The following is a 14475-nucleotide window of genomic DNA, read 5'->3' on the forward strand; positions in this document are numbered from 1 at the left end:
GGATTTGGTAGGTCATTGCATCAGCCCCTGTGTTTCTCATTTCTCGCCGAGCGCGATGCTGGCGGGACGTTCCATCCAGCCACCATTTCCGTTGGAAACCAGTTCCACCAGGTCGATGTGGTCCTCGCTGATCGCGGTGATCCGACCGTAGTTCTGGCCCATGTATTCATTGCGATGGACGCGATGGATGACGCCACCGGGGTCCTTCACCAGCACTTCCATCCCGCCGCCGGTACCCACCGTGCCCACCATCTTCAGGCTGTCCAGGGCAAACATCTCCAGCGGCTCCTTGGCCCGGTTCTCGTCCGGGCGCGGACCGTTGTTGGCGTTGCCCTGCTGCAGTTCGGCCGTGCTCGGGCTGAACGGGTCGCGACGATCCTGGTCGTTGTACTGGAAGGTCTCGAAGGTCTTGATCACGGGTAGCGGCGGAACCGGCGCGCCCTTCTTGTGCTTTTCCTGGTCAACCCAGTCGCGCAGATCGGACATGCCGCGAGTGCAGCCGCCGAGCACCAGCGCGGCAGCAAGCACCAACAGCACACGCAACACGCGAGTGGACCGGATGGCAGCCAACTTGCTCATTTCTGGCCCCCTGTCTTCGCGGCCGCCTTGCCGTTTGCCGGCTTGCCACCTGACGACTTGGCATTGGCCTCCTTGGCCGCGGCGCTCTCGTCATCTTCCAGGTAGCGATAGGTTTTGACCGTACCCTGCAGCACCAGCAGGCCATTGGCGGCCACCGGAGCGCCCTTCGCATCCTTGGCGTCCTTGGTCTTGGGCGTCAACGAGACATCGTGCAAGGTCAGGATCACCACGCGAGGCAGCGAGGCCACGCCGCTGATGAAGGTACCGAACTGGTGATAGGTGCCCACCATGCGCAGCTGGATCGGCTTCTCCGCATAGAAGTCCTTGGGCGATTCCGGACCCGGCTGGAACAGCTCGGTCTCCAGGCCCGCCGACAATGCCGTCTGCGAGATATCCACCAGCAGCTCGGGCATCTCGGTCTTGCTGGGCAGCTGGCGCAATAGCTGGCGCAGCATGTCCTGCATTTCGTCGAGCTGCTGCTGCAGCGCCTCGAGATTGGCCGACTTGGCCTGCTTCTGCGAGAACTCCTGCTTGAGCTGCTCTTCCTTGGCGACCGCCTGCTCCAGCGTGCTCTGCTGGTCACTGACGTAGAGGTACCAGCCAAAGAACACGACCAGGACGAACACCAGTCCGGTGAAGAAGATCTTGATCGACTGCGGCCAGCCGCCGATGTTGTTGCGGTCGAGATTTTGCAGGTCGCTGAGGAACTTCATTATTTGGTTCCTCCGTTACCTTGCGGGCTCGCCGGCTTGCCAGCCGAGGCGGCGGGGGCGGGCTTGGCCGCACCCGGATTGGCCGAGGGCAGGATGGGCGCGTGATCGTCGCTGGCGTCGTCGCCGTTCTCGTCCGACTTGGGCCGGCTCAGCGCCACATCCAGGCCGAAGGCGTACGGCATGCGCGAGTCGCCATGCGTGTTCTCCGTCTTGCGCAGGTCGGCATGTCCCATCCACGGCGATGCCTCGATGTTGCGCATGTATTCGGCCACGCTGGCGTTGGACTGGGCCACGCCGTCGAGCGTCATCGAATCGCCGGTCTGCTTGAGGCCGCCCAGGCGCGCACTGGCCGGGATGGTTTTCACCAGCTCGTCGAACAGATGCACCATCTGCGAGCGGTTGGCCTGCAGCTGCTCGATGATCTGCTTGCGGGCCAGCAGGCGCGAACGCACGGTTTCCAGATCCTTGATCTTGGCGAGGCGCTCGTCGAGTTGTTTGATCTCGCCCTGCAGGTAGCTGTTGCGTTCGGTCTGGTTGTCGATGCGCTGGTCCATCCAGAACGCCCATACGAACAGCACCAGCACCGCCGCCACGAAGGCCGCGGCCAGCTGCAGGAAGAACTCGCGCTCGCGCTGCTTGCGGCGCTCGGCGCGCCACGGAAGTAGGTTGATATGTGCCATCAGTCGAAGCTCCTCAGCGCGAGGCCGACCGCGATCATCAGCGCGGGCGCGTCCTGGGACAGCGACTGCGCCTGCACGCGCGGCGACAGCGACATGCGCGCCAGCGGGTTGGCCACCACGCAGGGCACGCCGAGCTGTTGCTCGAGCATCGGGCCGATGCCTTCGATCGAAGCGCAGCCACCGGCCAGCACCACCTGATCCACCTTGCTGTATTCGCTGCCGGCGAAGAAAAACTGCAGCAGGCGACTGATCTGCTGAACCAGCGATTCCTTGAACGGCTCCAGCGCCTCGCTCTCGTAGGAGTCGGGCAGGCCGCCCTTGCGCTTGGCACGGCCGGCCTCCTCGTAGGAAAGGCCATAGCGACGCATGATCTCGTCGGTGAGCTGCTTGCCGCCGAACACCTGCTCGCGCGAGTAGATGGTGCGCTGGTTGCGCAGCACCGACAGCGTGGTCATGGTGGCGCCGATATCGACCACGGCGACCAGCGCATCGCGGCCTACGTTCAGCTGGTCGGCCACCATCGCGAAGGCGTTTTCCATGGCGAACGCCTCGACGTCTACCACCTTGGCGGTGAGGCCGCCCAGGTCCAGCGCGGCCACGCGCATGTCGACGTTCTCGGTGCGCGAGGCAGCGAGCAGCACATTGTTCATTTCGGGGTTGTCGCGGACCGGCCCCAGCACCTCGTAGTCGAGGCTCACCTCCTCGATCGGATACGGGATGTATTGGTTGGCCTCGACCTGGATCTGGCCTTCGAGGTCGTCTTCGGACAGCTCACTGGGCATCGGAATGATGCGGGTGATCACCGCCGAGCCGGCCACCGCCGCCGCCGCGTGCTTGAGCTTGGATCCCGAACGCGCCAGCGCGCGCCGGATGGCCTCGCCCACCGCCTCCACTTCGACGATGTTCTTTTCGACCACCGCATTGGGGGGCAGTGGCTCGACCGCGTAGTGTTCCACGCGATAACGGCCACCGGCCTGGCTGAGCTGCAGCAGCTTGACGGCAGTCGAACTGATATCGACGCCAACAAGCGGCGGCTTCTTGGGTGTAAAGAGCCCCACGATTTTCCCCCTTGCCCCTGTGCGCCCGTACCAATGACTGGCAGGTGCGCGCCGGCATTAAAACCAAAAATTAATGTATTAGCAATGGTATACGAGCTTTTTCTCGACACATTCGCGTGACGGCATCCACACTTGCACAAAGCCGTCGAATGGCCTGTTTTTTGCTGTGACACCCGCGGTTCATGCCGCAGATACTGCTACATCTATACTCTGTCTTGTTTTGACTTACGTCTCGCAAACACCCAAATCATGCAAATTCTTAAGCGGTTGCTGCGCTGGATCCTGGTCCTGGCTTTTACAGGCTTGCTGCTGGGCGTTGCGGCCATTGGCGTGGCGTACTGGCTGATCTCCCCCCGGCTCCCCTCAGTGGATGTCCTTAAGGACTATCACATGCAGGTGCCGCTGCGTGTACTCACCGCGGACGGCAAGCTGATCGCAAGCTTTGGTGAGACGCGACGCATCCCGGTCGCCATCGCCAACGTGCCCGAGCGGCTCAAGCATGCGGTACTGGCCGCCGAGGATGCCAGCTTCTACCAGCACCCCGGGGTGGACTGGCATGGCATTGCCCGTGCCGGCTGGCATGTCATCACGTCGGGCGGCGACAAGGGGCCGGGCGGTTCCACCATCACCCAGCAGGTGGCGCGCAACTTCTTCCTCAGCCCGGAAAAGCTGTACTCGCGCAAACTGACCGAGATCTTCATCGCCCTGCGCATGGAGAGCGAGCTGACCAAGGACCAGATCCTGGAGCTCTATCTCAACAAGATGTTCCTGGGCCACCGCTCCTACGGCGTGGCGGCGGCAGCCTCGTACTACTACGGCAAGACCCTGGACCAGCTCAGCGTGGCCGAATGCGCCACCCTGGCCTCGACCTTCCAGTTGCCCTCGGTGGTCAACCCGCTCAACAACCCCAAGCGCATGATCGCCCGCCGCAACTGGGTGCTGGGCCAGATGCTGGAAAACCACTACATCAGCAAGGAAGAGTACGAACAGGCCCTTGCCGAGGCCAACAACGCCTCCCCGCATGAACCGGCCATCGAGGTGGATGCGCCTTACCTGGCCGAAATGGTGCGCCTGCAGGTGCTCGACCGCCTGGGCAATGACGCGCTCACCGAGGGCTATGTGGTGAAGACCACGGTGCAGAGCGGCCGCCAGCAGGCGGCCGTGGATGCCGTGCGCGCCGGCCTGATCGACTACGACCGCCGCCATGGCTGGCGCGGCCCCGAGGCCCACCAGGAGCTGGCCGCCGACGCCGGCAACGACGATTTCGACCGCGCGCTGGCCGGCTATACCGATATCTCCGGCATGGACCCTGGCATCGTCACTGCCGTCTCGGCGAACGAAGCCAGCATCTACCTGCCCAGCCGCGAGCAGGTCACGCTGAACCTGGACGCCATGAGCTGGGCGCGCCCGCGTATCGATGACACCCGCGTCGGCGCAGCCCCCAAGAACGTGGCCGCCGTCCTCAAGCGCGGCGATATCGTGCGCGTGTCGCGCGACGAGAAGGGCCAGTGGCAGCTCACCCAGATCCCGGCCGCCCAGGGCGCGCTGGCCTCGATCAACCCGGAAGACGGCTCCCTGCAGGCCCTGGTAGGCGGCTTCAACTTCCTGCGCAGCAAGTTCAACCGTGCCGTGATGGCCGCCCGCCAGCCGGGTTCGAGCTTCAAGCCGTTCATCTATTCGGCCGCGTTCGAGCGGGGCTTTACCCCGGCGTCCATCGTCAACGACGCACCGCTGGCCCTGCCCGACCCGTCGCGGCCCGGCGGCCTGTGGACGCCGTCCAACGACGACGACAAGTTCGACGGCCCGATCCGCCTGCGCGAAGCCCTGGTCCAGTCCAAGAACCTGGTCTCGGTGCGCCTGCTCGATGCGATCGGGGTGCGCTACGCGCGTGACTACGTGACCCGCTTCGGCTTCAGCCTCGACTCGCTGCCCGCCAACCTGTCGATGGCCCTGGGCACCGCCTCCGTGTCGCCGATGAGCATGGCCCGCGGCTATGCCGTGTTCGCCAACGGCGGTTACCTGGTGACGCCGTACTTCATCAGCGAGATCGACGACCGCGACGGCAAGCCGGTGTATGCCGCCAACCCCGCACGCGCCTGCCGCACCTGCGCCGAGCGCCTGCTGGATACCCGCCCTCCCGGCCCGCCGCCGGCCAGCACCACGCCGGCCAATGCCATGGCCGCCGCCAGCACGGTCGCGCCGCCCGCCTCGGGCAGCGTGGCCGGGGTCGGCGACGCCGTGTTGCCGGCCGACACCCATGACGGCGCGCATCCGCCGGTACTGGCCCCGCAGGTCATCGACGTGCGCAACGACTACCTGATCACCTCGCTGATGCAGGATGTGATCAAGCGCGGCACCGGCTCGGCCGCCATGGCGCTGGGCCGCGACGACCTGGCCGGCAAGACCGGCTCCACCAACGACCACCGCGACGCCTGGTTCTCCGGCTTCAACGGCAACCTGGTCACCGCCGTGTGGGTGGGCTTCGACGATTTCAGCTCGCTCGGCAAGGGCGAGTTCGGCGCCAAGGCGGCGCTGCCCATCTGGATGTCCTACATGGGCGCGGCCTTGAAGGACCAGCCGTCATCGGCCTTGCCGATGCCGCCGGGTATCAGTACGGTGCAGATCGACCGGTCCAGCGGACTGCCTGCCGGCGCGGGCGATCCGAACAGCATGCCCGAGATCTTCAAGGTGGAGGACGTGGATCGCTTGCGCAACCAGGCCAACCAGCAGCAGGAGGATCAGGACCAGCAGCACGCCTACGACATCTTCTGACAAGCCGGGATCCATCGCCCGGCAACCGCGTTCGCCCTTGCGAACGCCAGCTTTCCGGAGGAATGAGGCATGGCACGAGGCGAACACCATCGCATCCACGCGCAGGACCGTCTGCAGCGCAATCGCCAGCGCGTCGCCCAGGAGGCGGCGCGATTGATGAGCGAGCACGGCATCCGCGATTTCCACCACGCCAAGGTCAAGGCCGCCGAGCGGCTTGGCATCCTCGAAGCGCAGGCACTACCGCGCAACAACGAGATCGAACAGGCGCTGCGTGAACACCAGCGCATCTTCCACGCCGACAGCCAGCCACAGTTGCTGCAGGAGCGCCGCGAGGCCGCCGTCGAAGCCATGCGCTTCCTGGAGCGCTTCGAGCCTCGCCTGGTCGGCGCCGTGCTCGACGGCACCGCCGACTCCCATTCGGCCGTATGCCTGCACCTGTTCTGCGACACCCCCGAAACCGTGGTGCTGTTCCTGCAGGAGCGTGGCGTTCCCCTGACCCAGCAGACACGACGCCTGCGCGTGTCACGGGACGAGCAGGAGGAATATCCGGTACTGCTTTTTTCCGCCGACAACCTTCCGTTCGACCTCACCGTGCTGCCACGCAATGCGCTGCGGCAACCTCCGCTGGATCGCATCGACGAGAAGCCCATGCGCCGCGCCACGCTGGCGGCGGTAGAAGAACTGCTGGCCACCACGGACGAGGAAGACGAGTTCGAGCGGATGCTGTCGTCGGCATTGCGCTGACACAGGGCGCGTGCAAGACACGCTTCCCGCCAACAACAAGGCAATAAAAAACGCCCCGGCATGACCGGGGCGTTCTTTTTACGGCGACGGCAAGGGCGCTTAGCGCTTGTCCGCCGGCACGTAGTTGCGCACGTCCGAACCCGTGTAGATCTGGCGCGGGCGACCGATGCGCGAGCCTGGGGTTTCGTGCTGTTCGATCCAATGCGAGATCCAGCCGGCGGTGCGCGCAATGGCGAACATCACGGTGAACATCTCGGTCGGGATGCCCAGGGCCTTGTAGATGATGCCCGAGTAGAAGTCGACGTTCGGGTACAGCTTGCGCTCGACGAAGTAGTCGTCCTTCAGCGCAGCCTCTTCCAGCTTCATCGCCACGTCGAGCAGCGGGTCGTTGATGCCCAGCTCGTTGAGCACCTTGTGGGTCATCTCGCGGATGATCTTGGCGCGCGGGTCGAAGTTCTTGTAGACGCGGTGGCCGAAGCCCATCAGGCGGAAGTTGTCGTTCTTGTCCTTGGCGCGCTTGACGGCCGTTTCGACCTTGTCCGCCGTGCCGATCTCCTCGAGCATCTTCAGCACCGCCTCGTTGGCGCCGCCGTGTGCCGGGCCCCACAGCGCGGTGATGCCGGCGGCGATCGATGCATACGGGTTGGCACCGGTCGAGCCAACCAGGCGCACCGTCGAGGTGGACGCATTCTGCTCGTGGTCGGCATGCAGGATGAACAGCAGGTCCAGCGCCTTGGCGGCCACCGGGCTCAGCTCCAGCGGTTCGCTCGGCACTTCGAACATCATGTGCAGGAAGCGGTCGACATACTCGAGGTTGTTGCGCGGATAGCGGAACGGCCAGCCGATCGAATAGCGGTAGCAGGCGGCGGCGATGGTCGGCATCTTGGCGATCAGGCGGATCGCGGCCAGCTTGCGGTCGTCCGCGTTATCGACGTCCAGGTCGTCATGGTAGAAAGCCGACAGCGAAGCGACCGAAGCGGCCAGCATGGCCATCGGATGCGCGTCGTGATGGAAGCCCTGGAAGAAGTTCTTCAGCGACTCGTGCATCATCGTGTGATGCGTGATCTGGTGCTCGAAGGTGCTGAATTCCTGCTTGTTCGGCAGTTCGCCATTGAGCAGCAGGTAGGCCACTTCGAGGAAGCTGGATTTCTCGGCCAGCTGCTCGATCGGGTAACCGCGGTACAGCAGCACGCCCTCGTCGCCATCGATATAGGTGATCGCGCTCTTGGTGCTGGCGGTGCTGCCGTAACCCGGGTCGTAGGTGAAGTGGCCCGTGTCCTTGTACAGCGTGCCGATGTCGATGCATGCGGGACCGAGCGTACCGCTGAGCAGGGGCAATTCACTGCTGCGCTTGGTCGACTCATCCACCAACTTGACGATCTTGGAATCGGACACAGAAACCTCCTTCACGTATGTCATCGCCGGCGTATCGCGATAGCGCGAGGCCGGCGAGGTAGGGTTGATGTCGCCGTGGGGAAAGTATCGCGACACCTCAGTCACCATTATCGCACATCGATTCGGGAACATGCCCTAGCGGATGGTCGGATGGCGGACGCTAAAAAGCACGGGGCGAGCCTGAGCTCGCCCCGTGCGATGTGCATGTCAACGCCACGTCATCGCAGCGTCACAGCAGGCGTTAGCGCGCGATTACTTCTGCGCGTAGCGACGACGGAACTTGTCGACGCGGCCGCCGGTGTCCAGCGACTTCTGCTTGCCGGTGTAGAACGGATGGGAATGGCTGGAGATATCCACCTTGATCAGCGGGTACTCGTTGCCGTCTTCCCACTTGACGGTTTCCTTGGTGGCGATCGTCGAACGCGTGAGGAACGCGAAGTCGGACGACAGGTCCTGGAACACCACCGGGCGATAATTCGGATGGATATCGGGCTTCATGACTGACTCAAAGCGGTGGGTGAAAAGAGCGGCATTTTAACTACAGACCTGGACCATTGGCAAGCCCGTCAGTGACTTGGCCTGTCCGGGCGCGCCAGGCGGGGCGTTCAGGCCCCCAGCGCACGGCGCACCATGGCCCCGAAACGGGCCTGATCCACCTCCATCACGATACGCGCGTTGGCGGGCTGACCCAGCCGGTCGGTCCAGTCCACCACGGTGGCGCCGCGGGTGAGCCGGCCATCCATTTCCACCGCCACGTGACGCGATTCGCTGCGCGTGACCATGCCTGGATCGATCGCCACCGCCATCGCCAGCGCATCGGCGGCAATGACGCCGCGGCGACCGCGCTTGAGGTTGAATGCACGCGCGGTGCGGAACACCTGCTCGAAGAACCTCGCGCGCTCATCGCCAGCGGCCAGCCAGCCATCGAATTCCTCGTCGGTGAAGGCGTGCCGCAGCACCACTTCCCAATCGACCAGATCGAATGCCGGGAACGCCTCGAACACCACGTGGGCCGCTTCCGGATCGAAGCCGATATTGAACTCGGCGGGGATCTTGCCGGTGTTGCCCAGGCCGGTCACCGCGCCGCCCATGATCACCAGGCGCTTCACGCGCTGCGGCAGGCCGGGGTCCAGCCGCACGGCCAGAGCCAGGTTGGTCAACGGCCCCAGTGCCACCAGCGTCAGGCCCGGTTGCTCGCGCGTAAGGCGCAGGATCGCCTGCACGGCATGCTCGGCGGACGCCACAGCTTTGGGCTCGGCAAAGCCGACATCGCCCAGGCCATCGGCACCATGCACGTGCACGGCGTCTTCCTCGGGCATGCGCACCAACGGTGTCGGGCAGCCGGCGAAGATCGGCGTCGGCGCGCCCACCAGATCGACCAGCGTGCGCGCATTGCGCACGGTGTGCCCCAGGCCCACATTGCCGGCGGCGATGGTCAGCCCGCTGACATCGGCGTGCGCGTGCGCCATCAGGATGGCGAGCGCATCGTCCACGCCCGGGTCGGTATCGATCAGCAATGATGGCTTGCTCATGGTGCTTCGTCGTTGGGGTCGAACCCGCTAGCTTAGAAGCTCGCGCGCCCCGCGCAAACCCCGATGGCGCTTACGCGTGGACGTAGCGCGCCGCGCCGCCGATCCAGCGCACGATCAGCTGCTCGGCCTGTTGCGGATGCTGCGACAGCAGTTGCGCGCCCACCTCCTGCACCGCCGGCAGCAAATGCGCATCGCGCGCCAGGTCGGCGATGCGGAAACTCAGCTGGCCGGTCTGTCGCGTGCCCAGTACTTCGCCGGGGCCACGCAATTCCAGATCCTTCTCGGCGATGCGGAAACCATCGTTGGTTTCGCGCATCACCTGCAGGCGCTCGCGCGCCAGTTGTCCGAGTGGCGGCTGGTACAGCAGCACGCAATTGGATGCCACGGCGCCACGCCCCACTCGCCCGCGCAGCTGATGCAACTGGGCCAGCCCCAGCCGCTCGCTGTTCTCGATCACCATCAGGCTGGCATTGGGCACGTCCACGCCCACTTCGATCACCGTGGTCGCCACCAGCACGGACAACTCGCCGGCCTTGAACGCGTCCATCACGGCCTGCTTGTCCCTGGGCTTCATGCGGCCGTGGATCAGGCCGATGCGGCAGTCGGCCAGCGCGGCGGAAAGCTCGGCATGGGCCACCTCCGCCGCTTGCGCGCGCAGCTGTTCGGACTCCTCGATCAGCGTGCATACCCAGTAGACCTGGCGTCCTTCCAGGCATGCCGCGTGGATGCGCTCGATCACTTCCACGCGTCGCGCATTCGAAATCGCAATGGTCTGTACCGGCGTGCGCCCCGGCGGCAGTTCATCGATGGCAGACACGTCGAGGTCGGCATAGGCGCTCATCGCCAGCGTGCGTGGAATGGGCGTGGCGGTAAGCACCAGCTGATGCGGCACCAGGCCCGATGCCCGATCCGCCCCCTTGTCGCGCAATGCCAGGCGCTGCTGCACGCCGAAGCGATGCTGCTCGTCCACGATCACCAGGCCGAGCTGGCCGAAGGTCACGCCGTCTTGCATCAGCGCATGCGTGCCAATGACGACATGCGCGCCCTCGGCCACCCGTTGCAGCGCCTGCTGTCGCGCCTTGCCGGCCACCTTGCCCGCCAGCCAAGCCACCTCGATGCCCAGCGGCGTCAACCAGTGACGGAAGTGATGCAGGTGCTGCTCGGCCAGCAACTCGGTGGGCGCCATCAGCGCCACCTGCTGGCCGGACTCCACCGCAGCCAGCGCGGCCAGCGCCGCCACGATGGTCTTGCCGCTGCCCACGTCCCCCTGCACCAACCGCAACATGGGTTTGGGCTGCGCGATATCGGCGGCGATTTCCGCAACAACCCGCTGCTGCGCGCCAGTGAGGCCAAACGGCAGGCTGGCCAGCAGACGCTCGCGCAGTTGCCCGGTGCCACGCAGGCTGGGTGCGTGGCGTCGACGCACGGCGGCGCGCATGCGCTTGAGGCTCAGATGCTGGGTGAGCAATTCCTCGAAGGCCAACCGCTGTTGCGCCGGGTGGCGGCCGGCGGTGAGCTGGCCCAGATGGGCATCCGGCGGTGGCCGGTGCACGTAGAGCAACGCCGCGCGCAGCGAGGTGAGTCCATGCGCTTCGCACAGCGCCGTGGGAATCAGCTCCAGCTGCGCCTCCGGCGGCAGCAGCGCCAGCGCCTTGGCGATCACCCCGGCCAGGCGCTTCTGTCCCAGCCCCTCGGTGGTCGGATAGATCGGGCTGAGCCGTTCGTCGACCACCGCCAGCTCGTCGCCGGCGAGCCGCTGGTATTGCGGATGCACCATCTCCAGGCCCTGCGAGCCCTGGCGCACTTCGCCGTAGCAGAGCAGGCGCGCGCCGGGCTGCAGCTGGTCGGACTGGCTGCGACGAAAGTGAAAGAAGCGCAGCACCAGCGTCTGCTGCGAATCATCGCTGATGGCCACCTTGAGCTGGGGCCGGTAACGGAAGCCCCGCTCCACCGCCTCGATCACGCCCTCCACCTGCGCCCGCTCGCCGGGGCGCAGGTCGGCGATGGCGACGACCTGCGTCTTGTCCTCGTAGCGCAGCGGCAGGTGAAACCACAGATCCTGCACGCGCTCCAGGCCCAATCGCGCCAGTGCCTCGGCCAGCGCCGGGCCGACGCCCGGCAACGCCGACACGGGGGTGGCGCCGGGGTCGGCAGTAGGCGTGGCGGTGGCGCGTACGCTGCGAGGCGGCATCGGCGAAGCCTAACCGAGCGCGACTCCCGCGCGCAGCGGGTGGTTGCCCATCCGCTGTCGGCGCAGGAACCGCCGATGGATCAGTCCAGCACCATGACGGCATCGACTTCCACGTCGGCCATCTTCGGCAGCGCGGACACTTCGATGGTGGAGCGCGCCGGGTACGGCGCCTGGAAATATTCGGCCATCACTTCGTTGACCGTGGAGAAGTGCCCCAGGTTGGTCACGTAGATGCCCACGCGCACGATCTTGTCGAGCGAACCGCCCGCGGCCTCGGCCACGGCCTTGAGGTTATCGAACACGCGACGCGTCTGCGCGGCAATGCTGCCCTCGATCAGGTTGCCCGTGGCCGGATCGAGCGGGATCTGTCCGGAGAAATACACCGTGTTGCCGGCGCGCACGGCCTGCGAATACGGGCCAATGGCGGCGGGGGCCTGGTCGGTGGCGATGATGCTGCGGGACATGACAAATCCTCTGCGCGAAGGTGAAAGCGCAGAGTGTAAGCCCAGTTCGGCAGGCTGTCCCGCGGACGGAAAACTACAACGGGTAGCGGTAGGCGCCGCTGACCACGCCGGTGCGACGCACGCGCCGGATCACTTCGGCCAGATGCTTGCGGTTCTTCACTTCCAGCGCGAACAGCAAGGTGGCCGCCGACGCATCGCGCTCGACGTATTCCACGTTCTCGATATTGGAGTTGGCCGCCGCGATGGCCGCCGCCACCGTGGCCAGCACGCCGGGACGGTTGATGACCTCGATGCGCAGCTCGGCGCGGTAGTCGCCCTGCACGTCGCGGTCCCACTCGATCGCCACGCAACGCTCCGGCGACTTGCGCAGCTCCACCACGTTCGGGCATTCCACCCGATGCACCACGATGCCCTTGCCCGAGGACAGGTAGCCGATGATCTCGTCGCCCGGCAGCGGATGGCAGCAGTTGCCGAAGCTCAGCACGCCGCGCTCGGCGCCGGTGATGTGGATCTTCTCCGCCGCATGCGGCGCGGCCTGCGCATCGGAAGCCTTCTTGCCGCGCGCCGCCACCAGCTGGCTGGCGACCAGGTGCGGCATGCGGTTGCCCAGCGCAATGTCGGAAAGCAGTTCCTCCAGACGCTTGAGCTTGGAGGTTTCCAGGAAACGATCGAGCACGGCCGGCGGAATCGCATCGAGGCTGCTGCCCAGCGCGTCGAGCGCGCGGTCGAGCATGCGATGGCCGAAGTCCACCGCATCCTCGTGCTGCAGGTGCTTGAGGTACTGGCGGATCGCCGTACGCGCCTTGCCAGTGACCACCGACTCCAGCCATGCGGGATTGGGCACGGCGGACGGCGCGGTGATGATTTCCACCAGCTGCCCCGATTCCAGGCGCGTGCGCAGCGGCAGCAGTTTCTTGTCCACCCGCGCCGCCACGGCGTGATCGCCCACGTCGGTGTGCACGGCATAGGCGAAGTCGAGCGCGGTGGCGTTGCGCGGCAACGAGAGAATGTCACCGCGCGGGGTGAACAGGTAGACCTCGTCCGGGAACAGGTCGATCTTGACGTTCTCGATGAACTCCGACGACGAGGCCGTGTTGGCCTGGCTGTCGGCCAGCGACGATAGCCACTCGCGCGCGCGCGCCTGCGCGCTGTTCGCGGGACCGGAATCGGTCTTGTAGGCCCAGTGCGCCGCCACGCCGCGCTCGGCCACGGAATCCATTTCGGCGGTGCGGACCTGCACTTCGATCGGTGCGCCGAATGGCCCCAGCAGCACGGTATGCAGCGACTGGTAACCGTTGGCCTTGGGAATGGCGATGAAATCCTTGAAGCGACGATCCACCGGCTTGTACAGCCCATGCACGGCGCCCAGCGCCATGTAGCAGCTCATTGCCGAGTCGACCACCACGCGGAAGCCGTACACATCCATCAGCTGTGCAAAGCTCTTGTGCTCGTTGTGCATCTTCGAATAGATGCTCCACGGCGACTTGATGCGCCCCACCACCCGCGCGGTGAGGTGTTCGGCCGTCAGGCGCGCCGACAGCGCCGCCTCGATCTTGCCCATCGCCTCGCGCCGGTTGCCCAGCGCGGCGCGGATGCGCTCGCTGATCACGCGGTAGCGATCGGGATACAGCGCGCGGAAACCCAGGTCCTGCAGTTCCGCCTTGAACTTGTTCATGCCCAGGCGCTGCGCGATGGGCGCGTAGATTTCCAGCGTCTCGCGCGCGATGCGGCGGCGCGAGGGGGCATCCTTGGCGCCCAGCGTGCGCATGTTGTGCAGGCGGTCGGCCAGCTTGATGAGGATCACGCGCAGGTCGCGCGCCATCGCCAGCAGCATCTTGCGGAAACTTTCCGCGTCCGCCTCCTGGCGGCTGCTGAAGCTCATCTTGTCCAGCTTGGTGACGCCGTCGACCAGCTCGGCCACCGTCTCGCCGAACTCGCCGGCAAGCTCGGTACGGCTCAGCGTGGTGTCTTCCAGCGTGTCATGCAGGATCGCCGCGATGATGGTCTCGGCGTCCAGGCCCAGCTCGGCCAGGATGCCGGCCACGGCGACCGGGTGCGTGATGTAGGGCTCGCCGCTCTTGCGGGCCTGGCCCTCGTGCGCGCGGGCGCCCACTTCGTAGGCACGGATCACGCGCGCCACTTGCGCTTCCGGCAGATAGGCCACGCGCTCCTTCAGCGCCAGCACATACGGCGGCAGCGTCGAGGAATCCAGGGGCGAGGAGTCCGTGACGGCCGGCATGGATGTTCGGTCCCCGCTCAGGCGACCGCCTCGCCGCGTTTGACGGTGGCGAGGGTGGCGGCATGGAGGCGCGAGCAGGCCAAGCCGGACATGCCGGCCTGAATCGCT

12 protein-coding genes are annotated in these 14475 nt (G+C 65.9%); 2 read left to right on the forward strand and 10 right to left on the reverse strand.

All coding sequences use genetic code 11. The annotated features are described in order from the left end of the window. Positions 1-36: 36 nt before the first annotated feature. From MJ606_RS03175 to MJ606_RS03190, 4 genes are read right to left on the reverse strand one after another with little or no spacing between them, the layout of a single operon-like run. The gene (locus MJ606_RS03175) at positions 37-579 is read right to left on the reverse strand and encodes a pilus assembly protein PilP (RefSeq protein WP_243047957.1); all 543 of its coding nucleotides are present in this window, start codon (positions 577-579) and stop codon (positions 37-39) included. Further along, positions 576-1292 carry a type 4a pilus biogenesis protein PilO gene (gene pilO / locus MJ606_RS03180; protein WP_243047958.1) on the reverse strand — a complete coding sequence of 239 codons (717 nt, stop codon included), beginning with the start codon at positions 1290-1292 and terminating at the stop codon, positions 576-578. The genes MJ606_RS03175 and pilO overlap by 4 nt, the downstream gene beginning before the upstream one ends. Beyond that, positions 1292-1972, reverse strand: a complete 681-nt coding sequence (locus MJ606_RS03185; protein ID WP_243047959.1) for a PilN domain-containing protein — start codon at positions 1970-1972, stop codon at positions 1292-1294. The genes pilO and MJ606_RS03185 overlap by 1 nt, the downstream gene beginning before the upstream one ends. Further along, the gene (locus MJ606_RS03190) at positions 1972-3030 is read right to left on the reverse strand and encodes a pilus assembly protein PilM (protein WP_243047960.1); all 1059 of its coding nucleotides are present in this window, start codon (positions 3028-3030) and stop codon (positions 1972-1974) included. The genes MJ606_RS03185 and MJ606_RS03190 overlap by 1 nt, the downstream gene beginning before the upstream one ends. Positions 3031-3279: 249 nt before the next feature. On the opposite strand from MJ606_RS03190, the gene MJ606_RS03195 reads away from it, so the two are divergent. Together MJ606_RS03195 and MJ606_RS03200 are read left to right on the forward strand one after the other, a co-directional pair. Then, positions 3280-5802: a penicillin-binding protein 1A gene (locus MJ606_RS03195; protein WP_243047961.1), complete on the forward strand. Its 2523-nt coding sequence runs from the start codon at positions 3280-3282 to the stop codon at positions 5800-5802. A 69-nt stretch (positions 5803-5871) separates the two neighbouring features. Next, on the forward strand, positions 5872-6546 hold the full coding sequence (locus MJ606_RS03200; RefSeq protein ID WP_243047962.1) for a hypothetical protein: 675 nt from the start codon (positions 5872-5874) through the stop codon (positions 6544-6546). 99 nt (positions 6547-6645) lie between these two features. Here the strand turns inward: MJ606_RS03200 and MJ606_RS03205 are convergent, their stop codons facing one another. The 6 genes from MJ606_RS03205 to MJ606_RS03230 all read right to left on the reverse strand — a co-directional run bounded on the left by MJ606_RS03205 (position 6646) and on the right by MJ606_RS03230 (position 14367). Beyond that, complete coding sequence (locus MJ606_RS03205; protein WP_243048575.1) at positions 6646-7941, reverse strand: citrate synthase; 1296 nt, start codon at positions 7939-7941, stop codon at positions 6646-6648. 252 nt (positions 7942-8193) lie between these two features. Continuing rightward, positions 8194-8439 carry a type B 50S ribosomal protein L31 gene (locus MJ606_RS03210; RefSeq protein WP_243047963.1) on the reverse strand — a complete coding sequence of 82 codons (246 nt, stop codon included), beginning with the start codon at positions 8437-8439 and terminating at the stop codon, positions 8194-8196. Between the two features lie 107 nt (positions 8440-8546). Next, positions 8547-9473, reverse strand: coding sequence for a nucleoside hydrolase (locus MJ606_RS03215; protein ID WP_243047964.1), 927 nt, complete (start codon positions 9471-9473; stop codon positions 8547-8549). Between the two features lie 70 nt (positions 9474-9543). Beyond that, positions 9544-11664 carry an ATP-dependent DNA helicase RecG gene (recG, locus tag MJ606_RS03220; RefSeq protein ID WP_243047965.1) on the reverse strand — a complete coding sequence of 707 codons (2121 nt, stop codon included), beginning with the start codon at positions 11662-11664 and terminating at the stop codon, positions 9544-9546. Between the two features lie 80 nt (positions 11665-11744). Further along, a complete protein-coding gene (locus tag MJ606_RS03225; RefSeq protein ID WP_243047966.1) occupies positions 11745-12128 on the reverse strand; it encodes a RidA family protein in 384 nt (127 codons plus the stop codon). 73 nt (positions 12129-12201) lie between these two features. Further along, entirely contained in the window at positions 12202-14367 is a 2166-nt protein-coding gene (locus MJ606_RS03230) for a bifunctional (p)ppGpp synthetase/guanosine-3',5'-bis(diphosphate) 3'-pyrophosphohydrolase (RefSeq protein ID WP_243047967.1), read from the reverse strand. Between the last annotated feature and the right edge of the window lie 108 nt (positions 14368-14475).

The sequence above is a fragment of the Dyella sp. RRB7 genome, assembly GCF_022761115.1.
Lineage (GTDB): Bacteria > Pseudomonadota > Gammaproteobacteria > Xanthomonadales > Rhodanobacteraceae > Dyella.

Excerpts from the sequence above, each read along its gene's own strand:
- MJ606_RS03175 (WP_243047957.1), bottom strand. The coding sequence starts at position 579 with ATGAGCAAGTTGGCTGCCATCCGGTCCACTCGCGTGTTGCGTGTGCTG.
- MJ606_RS03210 (WP_243047963.1), bottom strand. The coding sequence starts at position 8,439 with ATGAAGCCCGATATCCATCCGAATTATCGCCCGGTGGTGTTCCAGGAC.
- MJ606_RS03230 (WP_243047967.1), bottom strand. The coding sequence starts at position 14,367 with ATGCCGGCCGTCACGGACTCCTCGCCCCTGGATTCCTCGACGCTGCCG.
- MJ606_RS03200 (WP_243047962.1), top strand. The coding sequence starts at position 5,872 with ATGGCACGAGGCGAACACCATCGCATCCACGCGCAGGACCGTCTGCAG.
- MJ606_RS03225 (WP_243047966.1), bottom strand. The coding sequence starts at position 12,128 with ATGTCCCGCAGCATCATCGCCACCGACCAGGCCCCCGCCGCCATTGGC.
- MJ606_RS03195 (WP_243047961.1), top strand. The coding sequence starts at position 3,280 with ATGCAAATTCTTAAGCGGTTGCTGCGCTGGATCCTGGTCCTGGCTTTT.
- recG (WP_243047965.1), bottom strand. The coding sequence starts at position 11,664 with ATGCCGCCTCGCAGCGTACGCGCCACCGCCACGCCTACTGCCGACCCC.
- MJ606_RS03215 (WP_243047964.1), bottom strand. The coding sequence starts at position 9,473 with ATGAGCAAGCCATCATTGCTGATCGATACCGACCCGGGCGTGGACGAT.
- pilO (WP_243047958.1), bottom strand. The coding sequence starts at position 1,292 with ATGAAGTTCCTCAGCGACCTGCAAAATCTCGACCGCAACAACATCGGC.
- MJ606_RS03185 (WP_243047959.1), bottom strand. The coding sequence starts at position 1,972 with ATGGCACATATCAACCTACTTCCGTGGCGCGCCGAGCGCCGCAAGCAG.